This window comes from Pelosinus baikalensis, assembly GCF_020819555.1.
GTDB lineage: Bacteria > Bacillota > Negativicutes > DSM-13327 > DSM-13327 > Pelosinus > Pelosinus baikalensis.
This window is the reverse complement of record NZ_JAJHJB010000024.1, coordinates 16,176-31,165: the sequence shown is the minus strand read 5'-3', so window position 1 is coordinate 31,165 and position 14,990 is coordinate 16,176. Positions and strand designations below refer to the sequence as shown.

The 14,990-nt window shown below is 41.6% G+C and carries 13 protein-coding genes and 1 riboswitch; of the genes, 3 read left to right on the top strand and 10 right to left on the bottom strand.

Translation table 11 applies throughout. The annotated features are described in order from the left end of the window. Positions 1-122 precede the first annotated feature (122 nt). Positions 123-208: riboswitch (cyclic di-GMP riboswitch) on the bottom strand. A 198-nt stretch (positions 209-406) separates the two neighbouring features. The 5 genes from LMF89_RS16105 to nifS form a co-directional block, all read right to left on the bottom strand. Beyond that, complete coding sequence (locus tag LMF89_RS16105; RefSeq protein WP_229535987.1) at positions 407-724, bottom strand: DnaJ family domain-containing protein; 318 nt, start codon at positions 722-724, stop codon at positions 407-409. 1,226 nt (positions 725-1,950) lie between these two features. After that, positions 1,951-2,508 (bottom strand): nitroreductase family protein, encoded by a 558-nt coding sequence (locus LMF89_RS16100; RefSeq protein WP_229535986.1) that lies wholly within the window; start codon positions 2,506-2,508, stop codon positions 1,951-1,953. Between the two features lie 122 nt (positions 2,509-2,630). Continuing rightward, the gene (locus tag LMF89_RS25850; RefSeq protein ID WP_255711432.1) at positions 2,631-2,765 is read right to left on the bottom strand and encodes a hypothetical protein; all 135 of its coding nucleotides are present in this window, start codon (positions 2,763-2,765) and stop codon (positions 2,631-2,633) included. 29 nt (positions 2,766-2,794) lie between these two features. Beyond that, the gene (locus tag LMF89_RS16095; protein WP_229535985.1) at positions 2,795-3,388 is read right to left on the bottom strand and encodes an SDR family oxidoreductase; all 594 of its coding nucleotides are present in this window, start codon (positions 3,386-3,388) and stop codon (positions 2,795-2,797) included. Positions 3,389-3,454: 66 nt separating this feature from the next. Beyond that, complete coding sequence (nifS, locus tag LMF89_RS16090) at positions 3,455-4,660, bottom strand: cysteine desulfurase NifS (protein ID WP_229535984.1); 1,206 nt, start codon at positions 4,658-4,660, stop codon at positions 3,455-3,457. A gap of 220 nt (positions 4,661-4,880) precedes the next feature. On the opposite strand from nifS, the gene LMF89_RS16085 reads away from it, so the two are divergent. The 3 genes from LMF89_RS16085 (at position 4,881) to LMF89_RS16075 (ending at position 10,606) form a co-directional block, all read left to right on the top strand. After that, entirely contained in the window at positions 4,881-5,792 is a 912-nt protein-coding gene (locus tag LMF89_RS16085) for a LysR family transcriptional regulator (RefSeq protein ID WP_229535983.1), read from the top strand. Positions 5,793-6,272: 480 nt separating this feature from the next. Next, positions 6,273-7,430, top strand: a complete 1,158-nt coding sequence (locus tag LMF89_RS16080; RefSeq protein WP_229535982.1) for an efflux RND transporter periplasmic adaptor subunit — start codon at positions 6,273-6,275, stop codon at positions 7,428-7,430. An 11-nt stretch (positions 7,431-7,441) separates the two neighbouring features. Further along, on the top strand, positions 7,442-10,606 hold the full coding sequence (locus tag LMF89_RS16075) for an efflux RND transporter permease subunit (RefSeq protein WP_229535981.1): 3,165 nt from the start codon (positions 7,442-7,444) through the stop codon (positions 10,604-10,606). A 383-nt stretch (positions 10,607-10,989) separates the two neighbouring features. On the opposite strand, the gene LMF89_RS16070 is transcribed toward LMF89_RS16075, so the two are convergent. The 5 genes from LMF89_RS16070 to LMF89_RS16050 all read right to left on the bottom strand — a co-directional run bounded on the left by LMF89_RS16070 (position 10,990) and on the right by LMF89_RS16050 (position 14,678). After that, positions 10,990-11,352, bottom strand: a complete 363-nt coding sequence (locus tag LMF89_RS16070) for an MFS transporter (RefSeq protein ID WP_229535980.1) — start codon at positions 11,350-11,352, stop codon at positions 10,990-10,992. 9 nt (positions 11,353-11,361) lie between these two features. Further along, positions 11,362-11,595: an MFS transporter gene (locus LMF89_RS16065; protein ID WP_229535979.1), complete on the bottom strand. Its 234-nt coding sequence runs from the start codon at positions 11,593-11,595 to the stop codon at positions 11,362-11,364. 240 nt (positions 11,596-11,835) lie between these two features. Further along, entirely contained in the window at positions 11,836-12,435 is a 600-nt protein-coding gene (locus LMF89_RS16060; RefSeq protein WP_229535978.1) for a hypothetical protein, read from the bottom strand. Between the two features lie 246 nt (positions 12,436-12,681). Continuing rightward, on the bottom strand, positions 12,682-13,437 hold the full coding sequence (locus LMF89_RS16055; RefSeq protein WP_229535977.1) for an HAD-IIB family hydrolase: 756 nt from the start codon (positions 13,435-13,437) through the stop codon (positions 12,682-12,684). Further along, positions 13,395-14,678 (bottom strand): glycosyltransferase, encoded by a 1,284-nt coding sequence (locus LMF89_RS16050; protein ID WP_229535976.1) that lies wholly within the window; start codon positions 14,676-14,678, stop codon positions 13,395-13,397. Before LMF89_RS16050 ends, LMF89_RS16055 begins: the two co-directional genes overlap by 43 nt. Between the last annotated feature and the right edge of the window lie 312 nt (positions 14,679-14,990).

The window sequence follows — 14,990 nt, the reverse complement described above, 5'->3', positions numbered from 1 at the left end:
TTTTCACTTATCTTCAAAATTGCCAACTTACTATATTGAACCTACCTATCCCGCCATAAAAAATAGCACCCGCCCAAGGCAAGTGCTAATTAACTCATCACGATTCACTTAATTTATGATTCACTAGCAACCTGGCAATCATAGACAACTCGTCTTTAGACCCATAGCTTTGCGTCCCAACTTTTCAATTGGTTTGCCAAAATATTCTTTTCGATATTGTCTATTCTACACCCTATAACCTGTTTCGTCAATGAACGTAGAAATGCAGCGTATAGGGACACAAGACAGGTTCCTTGTCCCTATGAAAAATGATAACTTGAAATTGTAACATATTTTATCGTTATGTCAATAAGAGAAGCTACCCATCTAATCAGTATCTTGAAAAACTAACCGTTTATTTCAATTTCTAGCGTTTTCTTCGTTCCATCAGAACGTCATAAAACATTTTCTTTTCCGTAAGCTTTTTCTGTATAACAGCTTTTTCTTCCCCAGCAGCAGTTTGCAACTCTTCTTCCAAACTGGTAATTTCTTTGCGCAACTCCATTTCCGGCGGCAACGAGCCTGAATTCTGCATAACCAAAAATGCTCCACGCTGTTCCGGAGGAACAAACGTGAGATCAGTAAGTTGCAAAGGTTTGCCCTGGCCGGGTAAATCGTTGAATGCTCCCTGTTTCATTGCCCTTTTAATATTTTGCTCTATAATCTTGTTAATTCCGTCATTCACTTTCCACCAGTCCCTTCCTTTTGATATTTAATCCGATCTTTATATCATCATAACTAGGTATAGATTAGTTACCCTCTGTGCTGGCAATAATGATTGATTTACCACTACTTGACTTGCTAAAACACTGAGATAAATCTACCTTTATTGTTAAACGTCTCCTCAATGGCCATATCAATATTTTTCATGCTTAATATGATTGGAGTTGAACATTTCTATTGCCTGAACAGGCTGAGCGGAGCTTTTTGTTGCTATATAATCGACATTTATCCAGTCATTCCCCCTACTACTCGGTAGGCCCTAGGGAGTTGTTGCCTAGCCGAAGTTCGCCATCAATTCAGCTCGGAGCCAACAAAACATTTGCATGTTAGTATATCAGTCCTCTTTCAATGGACGTCCCCCATACTTACGAATATGTCGCCACGAACGATAAACCGGATGATTTGGCTCTTGCACAAGAGCAGCTCTAGCTAAAAATCCCGCTTATACTGGGAACTGATACATATTGACTACTGCACATCTAATTAGATTGGGAACTAATGACAACAACCTTAAACTTGTTGGTCAAATAAACCCCAGTAACAACCATAGCTCCCCCCAATAATATGAAAGCGGTAACAGTTTCGTTCAGTAGCCATATACCGGCTAGATATATACAATGATGATATTCTTCTTGGCAGCCATCTCTATTATTTTATTTACTGTTGCAATCAATCTTTCAGATTCTTTGTAGGGGTAGGGAGGTTTATAAACAGCTCCCGGCAGGATACAACGCTGGCTGAACGGAGCGGATGAAGAGAGTATAGTTTACTATCCCTACCGGAAATATTCGGCCACTTTCTTTTGCGTCAACCGTAAATTCCATTCGGGAAATAGACGGTCAAACCACCAGAATAGTTTATTGCGACTCGGTATAGCAATAATTACCTCGTTTCTGGCGAACGGCATCCAGCACTTTTTGCGCAAAAATATCCGGCGGCATTTGCTTCGAGAGTAAAGCTTTCCCAGAATATCTCAGGCTTCTTCCTCCTTACTTACATTTATTAGCAAGAATGACCCCACCTACTCGGGAGTTGCTGCCAGAAAGGTGGCGAGATTTTTTATAAGAAGGCGAATCTTCTTTCTGGAGCCGGCAGAATAAACACATGCCTCTCATGTTTATCGAATATTATTGTCGGAATCTAAAAATATCTTCCTCCTCATGCCATTAACTTAACTAGTTTGCAATATCATATGAAAATTACAACTTGCTCTTTTCTTTGTGCAGCCTTAGGTACCTCGCCTTTTCTATAGCCCAGCGCCACTGAATAGAAAGGTCTGAATCCTTCAGGAACTTTCAAAAGCTGCTTATAATGCGCACTTTCCTCACCATCAAAGATAAAAAGGCCAAAATTAATCCAGCAAGCACCTAAGCCAAGGGCTTCCGCTGCAAGCAACATGTTTTGGGTTGCTGCGGCACAATCTGCTAGCGAGCACTGAGTTTGTTCATCGCCCGCAACAATCACTACTGTCGGAGCTCCATAAAATGCATTAAACTCTTTGGTATTGGCTAGATTTCTGAAGAATCCTAATTCGTGATTCTTGGCGACTTGCTTGGAGGCGCTACTTAGTGCTTCAAGCAGTTCTTTGTTCTGGACAACAATAAAATGCCAGGGCTGGTTGCCGATTCCGTTTGGTGCATATTGTCCGGCTTCCAGTATAGCTTGTAAATCTTCCTCCTTGATTTGCTGCTCGGTAAAGCTTCTTATGCTTCTCCGGCTCTTAATTATTTTTAATATCTCATTCATCCTTATCCTCTTCCTCCATTTCGAATTTCACCCATTTTGTTTTTCAGTATGCATGAGTGTTTCCCTGCTATTAATGACTGTGGAAAGCTAAGAAAATCGCTTAATCCAATAAACGGTTTAGCTTATTCAGAAGTAACAATGATTGCTTCATTCCTGGCAATTGCGTCTAACACTTTGACAGCAAAAACCTCCGATGGCCCTGATTTAGCCGGTTCTATTGTTTTTTTCGCGTTTAATTGCTGTGGCGAAAATTTCATAATTCTTCTACTATATTTCGTATCCTGATCTACAGCGGAAGTCCCAATAAAATCCGGGCAGAGAGCCTTATGCGGATTCCTGCCGAAGCAGCTTCTAACCTCATTGCATTTGAAAATCCGATAATGGCATGCCTTGTAATAGCGTAACTCTTATTTTCTGATACAGGGAATACGTCAATGATTGGGGCAATGTTGACAATATGTCCGAATCCTTGAACCAGCATAACCTGATACGCTGCCCGGACCCCATATATGATGCCACGAAGATTTCTCTCTATCATTGTATCCCAATCTTCAATTTTCCGGCCAAAAGCCGTACTGCACAAACCAGTACCCGCGTAATTGAACATATAGTCTAATCGGCCAGTTCGTCTGATCGTTGCATAAATCAAAGCTTCGACATTCCAAGAATCAGTAACATCAATTTCTGCCGCAGTTGCGGTTCCTCCCGCAGCCTGGATTTCAGTTGCGACTTGTTTCACTCCATCTATTGGGTAATCAGCGAGAACGATTTCACACCCCCTTCTTGCCAATTCCTGATCAAGTGATGCTCCGGTTGCTGATCCTCCACCGGTAATAATTGCGACAGCACCGTCAAAACTACGAATTCGGCTTAGTGTCATTTCAGGCATCCGCCTTTATAACAGTATTCATCATAATCAACAACCACCTCTTCCGAAATGCTTCAATTAATGATTATAGTATTGATTACACGGATTATTGAGTAACAAGTTCGTTGTTGCACTTAGTGGTGACATGCTCCGCAATCGCTCAACGATCTGGGACAATATTTCTAAACAATATTCAACATCCGCTTCTGTATTGCCGCATCCTAACGATAGGCGAAGAGAGCCTTGTGCTGTTTCATGTGAAAGGCCCATCGCCAGCAATACATGAGAAGGATCAAGCGAGCCGGATGCACATGCCGATCCAGTAGAAGCCGCTATCCCTTTTAAATCAAGATTTAAAAGCAGCGATTCTCCTTCAATATACGAAAAGCAAAAATTAACATTACCAGGTAAGCGCCTTTCATCATGACCATTTAATTTACTGTCCGGGATTTTGTCCTGAATTCCCTTAATAAGTTTATCGCGCAATGTCGTAACATAAGCAATTCTCCCAACCATTTCACGTCTGGCTATTTCAGCCGCTTTTCCTAAACCAACGATACCAGACACATTTTCAGTGCCAGCTCTTAATTTATGTTCTTGAGAACCACCATCTTGTAATGCTCCGATTTTTATACCCTTGCGTATATAAACAGCCCCAACACCTTTAGGCCCATATAATTTATGCCCGGATAAACTGAGCAAATCTATATGATATTCATTCACATCAATAGGACAACTACCTACAGCCTGTACGGCATCAGTATGAAAATATATATCTTTTTCCTTCGCAAGTTGGCCTATTTCTTTTATGGGTTGAATCGTACCAACTTCATTGTTGGCAAACATTACGCTAATTAGTATGGTCTTGTCAGTAATCGCATTTTTTACATCCTCTATTCGAACCATTGCATTTTCATCTACAGGTAGATATGTAACAAGGAAACCTTGCTTTTCTAGCTCTTCACAGGAACGTAGTACTGCGTAATGCTCAATAGCCGTAGTGATAATATGATTACCTTTCTTACGATTAGCCAGAGCGACTCCCTTCAAGGCAAGATTATCCGATTCAGTGCCACCACTGGTAAAAAAGATCTCACTCTTATCAGCTCCCAGTAAAGAAGCCACACTTTCTCTGGCTTCTTCCACTGCCTTACGAGCTTCACGGCCAAAAGAATGAATACTGTTGGGGTTACCATATTTCTGTGCTGTATACTCTAACACTATTTTTGCCACTTCACTATCAATCGGCGTAGTAGCTGCATGATCAAAATAAATTTTTTCCATCTTCACTCATCTCCTTTGTAATTTTTAACTTAACCTTTTAATGGTTAAGGACTGTCATAGAAATCACAGTCACATAAATTCCACCCTATACCACTCTTTTTGACTATGTTTGAGAGTTTATATATAATATACTCAAACGAATTCCATATGTATAATACAAAAAAAGTCTTTATATCATATGAGAATAAATATGAAGTTCGGTAAGAGGAGGTTTTTTTTGATGGATATTAGAAAACTTCAATATTTCCTTGCAGTCGCAGAAGAAGGGCAAATCACTAGGGCTGCCAAAAACTTACACATGGCTCAACCACCGCTTAGCCAGCAACTTAAACTGTTTGAAACCGAACTGGGAGTTCAGTTAATTGAAAGAGGCGGCAGCCGTAAAATCAGGCTAACTGGTGCAGGACACGTATTGCGTAGCCGCGCAGAGCAAATACTGGGATTGATTGATCAAACTGAAAAAGAAGTAAAAGATGTAGCAGATGGCTTGCAGGGAACCTTAGCTGTAGGATTAGCCATGCCATGGGGTTGTACCTTAGGCTCCACCTTTTTGTTGGAGCAAATACTTAAATTCCACGATTGTTATCCGGAAGTCAACTTTCAATTATGGGAAGACGATTTCTACAAAATCGAGGAATTATTAATAAGAGGGGTAATAGAAATCGGTATTACGAGAAGTCCTACTGATTTAGAAACATATTCCGCAATCACTTTGCCTAATGAACCGATTGCAGCCGTTTTTGCTCCGAAATGGAACGCTAATGATGCATCAATAGATTCTGTACGTTTAGCAGATCTCGCTGATAAGCCACTTATCGTACACCGTAAATATGAGGCGAAACTCTTGGAATATTATCGACAGCTCGGTCTAAAACCAAGAATCCTTTGTACACTTGATGATATTAGGTCGATGCTGTCATGGGCGGATGTCGGACTTGGCGTGGCAATTGTACAAAAATCCGCTGCAAGCCTGATAACTTGTAGCAATTTAATATTTAAGGATATTGTCGAACCACCACTACGAACAACGACTGTTGCGAGCGTCTGGCTGAAAAACCGATATCTATCGGCTGCCGCCCGGCATTTTATCGATATGTTTGCTGAGAGGCACAATAACGATTGTAAAGTATGAACCCCCTGCACCTCATTGGTGCAGGGGGTTCATACTTATATCCTCATGTAGAATCTACATTCTTCACACCTACACAAAAACTTGCCTAAATAGCCCGTCAGAAAATGAACTAGTACCTTACTCATCCAATATTCTCTATTTATTTTATAGGTTTTCCGATTGAAAATGCATTGCCAATATGCTTGCCCATACTGTAATAATTGTACTTTCCGGTAGAAAAAACGTATAAAAGTGGATTAATTTTTTCTAAATCGGGTATTCCATCATTACTTATTACTTCTTCATCAATCTTAAAATCAACAACTTCACCAATAAATTGTGTATGCGATCCTAATTCGATTCCATTTGTTCTGCATTATATTTTTTTCATATAAAATAAAGACTATTTCCGTATTATACATATGAAATTTGGATTGATATAATTAGAAACAACTCTGAGAGATAGCCAAAGATCACAATCGATAATAGGAGGGATATCCATTGATTTTCACACGTCGAAGAGAGAATTTTTTTTTTATTTTGAGTGCCCTGTTAATGGTGATAGCGATGGCTGGCTGTGGTAATCGGCAGGCGGTTCAGGCTCCTCAACCTGTCAAGGTTAAGGCCATGCAGGTAGTCCAGCAGGATACCCCGGTTACATACGAATTTGTCGGCCAGGTGATAGCAAAAAATGAAGTGCAAATTCGCGCAAAAGTGTCCGGTAATATTGTAGAAAAAATGGTAACCGGTGGAGATAAGATTACTCAGGGACAGCCATTATTTCAAATTGACCGTCGTCAGTATGAAGCAGCTTTACTTACGAACCAAGCTCAGCTGGCACAGTCAGAGGCAACACTAAGTAATGCCCAGATGGATACTATGCGATATCAAAAGCTTGCTGCTCAACAAGCAATCCCCATGCAGACACTCGATACTGCATTATCATCGGAACGGCAAAATGCCGCTCAGGTAAATGCTAATCGTGCGCGAGTGCAACTGGCAGAAGCCGATCTACAAGATACGTTAATTGTATCCCCTTTCGGCGGCCGCATTGATGTAAACGACCTTAGCGTTGGCAGTTTTGTTCAGGCTGGCCAGACGGTAATCGCTACCCTATCCTCAGTAGACCCCATCTTCATCCAATTTAGCATGAGTGAAAATGAGTATCTGCGATTTACCCAAGTTGGGCGTGGTGCTTCGCCAAAAGAATGGGGAAACAATCTAAAGCTGATTCTTAGCGATGGTTCACAGTTTCCGCTTACAGGACATATTGAACAGGTGGATCGCGGCATGGCGCAAGACACAGCGACACTCACGATGAAAGCGGCTTTTGATAATCCTCAAGAAATGCTTATGCCTGGCATGTTCGCCCGTGTCGTGGCACAGAGTGAAGTTCGTCAGGGGGCTTTGTTAATCCCACAACGAGCTGTGCAGCAACTACTAGGCAATACTTTTGTTACCATTGTTGGAGCGGACGATAAGGCTGAACCGCGACCAGTAAAATTGGGACCACGTATTGGCAACTTGTGGGTGATAGAGGAAGGATTAACAACAGCCGATCGTGTAATAGTAGAAGGTTTTGCTAAGACCCCGCCAGGAACACTCCTCAGTATAGAAATGATAGACCAAAATGAACTGCAAAGTGCAGCTAAGAATTAGGAGGGCGTTCTGTGTCTAATTTTTTTATCAAGCATCCGATTTTTGCCATAGTATTGTCAGTGATTATTACACTGGTCGGTTTGATTTCCGCTTTCAATGTACCGATTGACCGGTATCCCCAGATTACTCCGCCACACGTTAGCGTCGACACCAACTATCGCGGGGCTAATTCCAAGGTGTTGGAGAAAACAGTTGCCCAGGTCCTCGAGCAGCAGATTAATGGTATCGAAAATATGTCATCTATGTTATCAACTAGTGCTGATTCGGGTTCTTATCAACTGGATATCCAGTTTGAATTAGGGAAAGACGCGGATTTAGCGGTTGTGCAAACACAAAACCGAGTGGCACAAGCGAATCCATCTCTACCTCAATCGGTTTTGCAGGCTGGTATCACCGCCCGCAAAGTATCGTCGGATTTTGCTCTAATTTTTGCGTTATGGTCGCCTAATGGAACCTATGACAGTACCTTTATGAAAAACTACGGTGATATTAATATCATTGAAGACCTGAAACGTGTTAAAGGCGTGGGCAACATCAGCGAATATGGTGCCGATTTCGGCATGCGGATCTGGCTTAAGCCTGATAAAATGGCCAGGTTAGGCATTACCACTGGCGACATTTCCAAGGCTATCAACGAGCAAAATCTCCAAGCACCAGCCGGAACCATCGGCCAGCGGCCATCACTTAACCAGGAATTTCAATATACCGCCACCGTTCAAGGCCGTTTAGCCGAGCCGGGGGAATTCGCCAAGATTATCATCCGTTCAAAACCGGATGGGTCATTTATCCGACTCGGCGATGTAGCCAAGGTCGAAATCGGCGGCAGAAACTATGGCTTTTCCTGTGACATTAACGACCATCCCGCAATCTTTTTCATGATTCAGCCAACCACTGATGCCAATCTATTGGAAACAGTGAGCAATTGTAAAAAAGTCATTGAGGATGCTACCAAACGGTTTCCCCCTGACATGGATTCCAATGTATTTATCGATACGGCTAAATTTGTCCGGGAATCTCTGAAAGAAGTGGCACAAACTTTTGTTCTGGCTTTATTACTGGTGTTGCTGGTAGTATTCGTGTTTTTGCAAAGCGTACGGGCCACTTTAATTCCCATGCTGGCCATCCCGGTTTCACTGATCGGAACCTTCAGCGCATTTTTGGCATTGGGTTTTTCCATCAATACCTTGACTATGTTTGCCATGGTGTTGACTATCGGCCTAGTGGTAGACGACGCCATCGTCGTCATTGAAGCGGTCGAACATCATATGCGTTATAACGGACTTAGTCCGCATGATGCCGCTATACGGGCGATGAGTGAGGTTTCGGGCCCAGTTGTAGCCATTGCTTTTGTACTGGCGTCGATCTTTATTCCGGTGGCCTTTTTAGGCGGGATGGTAGGCGTATTATACAAGCAATTTGCATTGACTATCGCCATCTCGATGGGGTTATCAGCCGTAGTGGCCTTATCGCTGACGCCGGCGCTTTGCTCGCTATTGCTTACTCCTTATAATCCTAGAGCGCATACGGGATTGATTGCCAAGTTTTTCGCCAAATTCAACAACTGGTTTGAAAGTATGGTAGACCGATACGATAAGGGCTTGGTCAGGGTGATTCAGCGCTCGTCTCTGTCTATCACACTACTCGTGGTCGTGTTGATTGCGAGTGTCGGATTATTCCGGGCCGTACCGACTTCTTTTGTTCCACCGGAGGATCAAGGCTTTTATCTTAACTCCGTGAATCTACCGGAAGCGGCTAGTCTGGATCGTACGCAGGAAACGAGTAAGAAGATCGGCCAACTGCTCAGCTCGCAACCCGGCGTACAGGATATTGCCATCGTTACCGGCCTCGATCCTCTAACTAGAGCGAATAAACCGAACAGCGCCAATATATTTGTCGGCCTTACCCACTGGGACGAAAGAACAACTCCCGAACTACAGATTGACCAAGAAATTCGTCAGACATTAGCACTCACTCGCTCATTACCGGAAGCGACAGTGCTCGCCTTCAATTATCCGCCCCTGCCTGGCGTCGGGACGATGGGTGGATTTACATTGATGTTGGAAAGCCGGGGCAGCAACTCCGACGAAGAACTGGACTGCATTTCCAAAGAGTTTATTGCCGTTGCCCGCAAACGTCCGGAAATTGGAACCGTTTATTCTAATTTTCGAGTGGATACTCCCGGTTACCGCTTCGAGGTTGATCGGGAAAAAATAAAAGCGCTGGACATTCCAGTGGATGATGTATTTAATGCTCTACAAGTTTTCTTAGGCGGCTTGGAAGTCAACGATTTCAATATTTTTGATCGAACCTACAAAGTGGTAATCCAGGCTGAAAACCAGTTCCGAAATGATGTAGACTCCAGCCGCTTCTTCTTTGTACGCACCACAACCGGAAAAATGGTACCGCTAAATACCCTGGTAAAACCGGTACCAGTTAGCGGTCCATTCCTGATTCAGCGGTTCAACGGTTACCGGGCCATTAAGATTGGCGGCACTCCTGCCCCCGGCTACAGTTCAGGGCAGGCATTGACCGCTTTGGAAGAAGTAGCCGCTCAGACATTACCGGGCAGTTTTAGTTACGAATGGGCCGATCAAAGCCGCGAAGAAAAAATATCAGGTGGCCGTGCGCCTATCGTATTTGGCCTGGCATTAATGTTTATGTTCTTATGTTTGGCGGCTCTTTACGAAAGTTGGAGCGTTCCATTTGCGGTTATTCTCTGTATACCCACTGGTATTTTCGGTGCTTTTTTATTCCAGTATCTACGACATTTAGAAAATAACGTTTACATGCAAATTGGCTTGGTAATGTTGCTGGGGTTGATGGCCAAAAATGCTATATTAATCATAGAATTTGCCAAAGTCAGAGTGGATAAAGGCATGGACCCGGTGCAGGCGGCTATCGAAGCGGCTACCATTCGTTTACGGCCGATTCTGATGACTTCACTAGCGTTTATCATCGGCTGTATTCCATTGGCCATCGCCAGCGGAGCCGGCGCGGGTGCACGAAAAGCCATGGGAACGGCAGTCGTTGGCGGTATGCTCACAGCCACGTTTTTGGGAGTATTTTTAATCCCGGTACTTTTTGTTGTTATTGAAAAAATAACAGTCAAATTTATATTCCGTCAGTGGATAAAGAAACTACCGTTCTCACATCCACACGAAGATTTGCCTAAATAGCAAAACTGATTCAGCTGTTCAAAGTGAAGTCAATATAGCAAGAAGTAAAAAACACTTGATGGCTTTCTTTACTAGTCATCTGCAACTCAAAAAGCGCTGGAAGCGTGCTTTTCGATTAAACAGTATAAAACTTTCGTGCGGTAATTAGTAATTCCACAAACTCCCGTAAGAGCTTCAATCATTCCGGATTTTCTTTATCCATATCATCCGGCAGGACATCAAGCACAGCATCCAGAGTAATCAATAACGCTTCCAGCTTCAATGATCATCCACTTCCTTCTGCCTATTGCACTTTAGGTCATCATTACGTAGCCCAGACCCTCGGATTGTCAGCTGTATGAGATCCACTTCTATTTACGTAAAGTATCGAAATTGTTAATAAATTAATTTTCAGCAGCTGTTGCAAGACGCGCATCAGCTTTCGGAGGTAATTTTACTAAAGATACAACTAAAGCGGTGAAGACTAATGTGCCGCCCATAAAGACGAATGCAGCATTATAACCAGACATGCCAACCAAATATCCAATGACAATTGGAGATAAGATACCACCGATACTACCACCTGCATTCATAACGCCGGTCGCCATACCTACATAACTACGTTTAACCGATTCCATCGGCATAGCCCATAAGGGACCAAACGCCATACCTACAAGAAATCCTGTGCAAACCAGAAGCCCCATAGCAATATTTTCTGTTGGGGCTGCAACCACACCATAAAGTACCGGCCCAGCTGCTAAATTCACAAGAATTGCCTACGTTTTACGGTGACCGCTAAACACCTTATCGGAAAGCCATCCGCCAAATGGTTGGGCAATACCCAATGCTAAGAATGGCAATCCAGAGAAGATACCCATTTTCACCAATTCAAAACCACGTGCTTTTACTAAATAACTGGGCAGCCAGGATAATAAACCAAAGAATGCACACATAAATCCGAAATAAGTAAGGGCTAATAAGCAAATATTCCGATTTTTCAACACACTCATGAGTCCCACACTAGTTTCATCTGACGTTGGTTGGGCTATTTCTACTTGTCCATTTTTAATATTTGGTAATAATCATAAATCGCTGAATTTACCAGCGCCCCCTTAGCATTTTTACGTATGGCTGTTGTTGCAACCATATAGAGTGAACGTTAACATGCCACAAACATAAAATAGACACTAGTCAATAATTTGACCAATGTCTATCCAAAGCGTTAAAGTTATCCCCAAGGATCACAACTATCAAATAGATGGTTGACATGTTTCCATTTCAATAGGAGGATATTCTGCTATCCATTTGATAAATTGCTCTCTATCACGCACTCCGCCACTAAGAACTGCCTTATACACATCTATCCCTCGGCACTTATTTTCTAGTGTCATTTGGGATTTTATCTCTAAAATTATCTGTCTAGTTTCATCAGTCAATGCCTGTTTCATTGCTTTAGCAAACCTCTCGGCCATTCCAGCATGAGGATGACTGAAAGGCACGAGCCAATTGTCAATATCCCACATGATACCCTGTTGATCTTGATAATCAATACGCCAATAAAACCCTGGATCAGAAGTTTCCATGAAGTTAAGGAATTGAATTTGTTTCACTCCTGGAATGACTGCCAATTCCCGTACCGTATCAAACCCTATGCGAACATCAGGTTCTTTCACATAAATTTCAAAATCCAGATTAGGAGTTGTCATTAGTCCAAAATTTGCCGAGCCGACCAAGATTGTATTCCCTACTAATTCCCATCGCCCCTTAATCTGAAGATCTTCAATTACCTTATTTGCCTGTTTCTGCAACTCCACAGCTTTTTCGATATAGTTCATGCATTGCTTACTCATTATTTACTCTCCTTTCCAAACGAGTCAGGTGGTTTTTTAACAAGACATGGGGGATGGTGGTTTCGGACAGGTTCCTTATCCCAATTAAAAACGATAGTTCTAAATTGTCTTTATTTTATCGGTATGTCAACTAAAAGAGAAGCTGCCCATAAATTTACTAACTAAGTTATTATGGGTAGCTTCTCTTTACAAAATGCTAAATCCTTCTATATTTTTACATTGTAAGCACAAGAATAAACAAAGCAGTTAGTGAATTAAGCCATATGTTTTTAAGCCCTCCAAAATTCCGGCTGCATAGTGAGCTTTAGAAAAATAAATACAAGTGCGTATGCTATCTAATTGCTGTTTGAAATCAGAACATGCATTGCCAACGACAATCCCTTGGAATCCATGGATAAACATAGAGTAGTCGTTACCACTATCACCACATACAAATATTTGTTTTTCAGCAACCCCAAAATTTGATTGTACAAACTGTAAAGCGGGACCTTTACCTGCTCCTTCAGGCAAAATATCAATCAGATGTCCCAATGAAGGAACGATTTCAATGGGAATTTGTAATTCGTGTTTTAGTTTATATATTTCTGATAAAACTTTGGGGAAATCAGCGCTTTCCGTTAAGTAAGAAAGTCGGAATTTGGGATGGATAGGTTGCGGTTTTAAATTTTTTATATTTGATAGTAGAGTACGTATTTCAGCTATTTTCCACTTAGACCCTATTTTGATTTCCCAGCCTGCATTGCGGATAAAATTGGGGGCTAGATGTATTTCTGTACCAACGTCTGAGATTAGGATATCAGGGATAAGTAAGGTCTCGGATTGGACAAGCTGCCAAGCCGAAGAAAAAGTTCGACCTGTAATATATATTAGTAGGATATTTGATCTTTGTTTTTCGATAATCTGATTTAAATTCTTCAAAGATTGTTTACAACCAATCAGAGTACCATCAAGATCTGTTGCTAATACATACTTTGTCGAATGTTCAACACATCTTCTTGGCATGCTACCACCCCACGGTATATTTTTGTTAAATCTTTCGCTACTTGAAGCCAGGAAAATCGTTTGGCATGAGCAGCAGCATTTTTACTCATCCATTTATTTAAAGAATCATTGATGAGCAGTTCGTGAATTGCTTCAGCCAGCAATAATGGATTCTTAGGTTCTACCAATAGCCCTGTTTTCCCATGTAAAACATTATGAGCTAGCCCTCCTGTGTCAGAAGCAATAACTGGGGATCCGCAGGCCATGGCTTCAATTGCAACTAGCCCGAAAGATTCATAATAAGATGGTACAATTGTCGCTCTGGCTACAGACAAGTATTGGGCTAATTCTTCGTGTTTGAGAGGTCCTAGAAATTGAATATGATCTGCTAGAGAGTGTTGATTAATAAAATGTTGGTATTGTTTTTTTTCGACACTTATTGATGTTTCTGGTATGTTAAGAGGGTCACCCCCGCCGATCAAAAGACGTAAATTATTAATAGCTTGCGGATATTTTTTTCTTAACGCTACGATTGCCTGTAACAGAATTGCTAATCCTTTGTTTTCTTCGAAACGTCCTACAAACAATAATATTTTGTGATTATTGCTGTTATAGCCTATTGCAGCATTATGTTGAAGGGGACGAAAAATATCAGTATTTACTCCACATGGAACTATTTTTATTTTCTTGAGTTCGATTTGATAAAATTCATGCAATAGATTTTCTTCCGTTGATGTTGTAGCAATTATGCAATCAGCTTTTTGCAGTAGTTCTTTTTCGTATTCAATGCGAATTGCACTGATGTTGTTTTGAAGTTGTCCTACAGCGTTTTTTCTTACAATACCAAGCGAGTGAGAAGTATGAACAAGTGGCAAGCTATATTTATTTTTCAGATATCTACCTACAGTACCCGATAGCCAATAATTACTATGAATTAAGGAGTATTGATATGGACTCTGCATGAATGCTGTAATATCTTTAATAAAATTAGGAAGCATGGTATAGAGTAGCTGCTTTGGCTGAAATCCTTTTTGTCCAGCCTCAAGGCGGATAACCCGTGACTTTTTACCAATCAACTGTATTTGTGGAGCGGCAGGATCTGACCAGTGAGTAAATACATCTGCCACAAGACCAAGCGATTCTAATGAGGATACCACTTCTTTTACATACGTGTTTTGCCCGCCAGACTGGATTCCACCAAGTTTCTCTAACGGATCACCGTGGTAAGAAATGAACATAACTTTCTTTTTGTTCGTCATCATATATCCCTCCTAAAAAAATTCAGTCTCAAAACGGCTCTTTTTTTGAAGTTTATAATAATTTTTACAAGTATTTATTATTGTGAAATCGTTATGGAATTTTTTAACTAACAACCTCATTTTAAAACAAAGTTTTTAGTTTGTCAAATTTAGCATTTCATTTGATTAACAGAATAAGGGATAGGCTGAGGTGGATTACTGGCAAAAGAAAGTGTGCCAGGCAGTAGCTTGCCGTGGGCGCACGGGACGGTTTGTACAGGGTTCAATCGGAAGTTTTGGGCGAAAAAAGGCTCAACAAGTAGTAAAATACTGCAA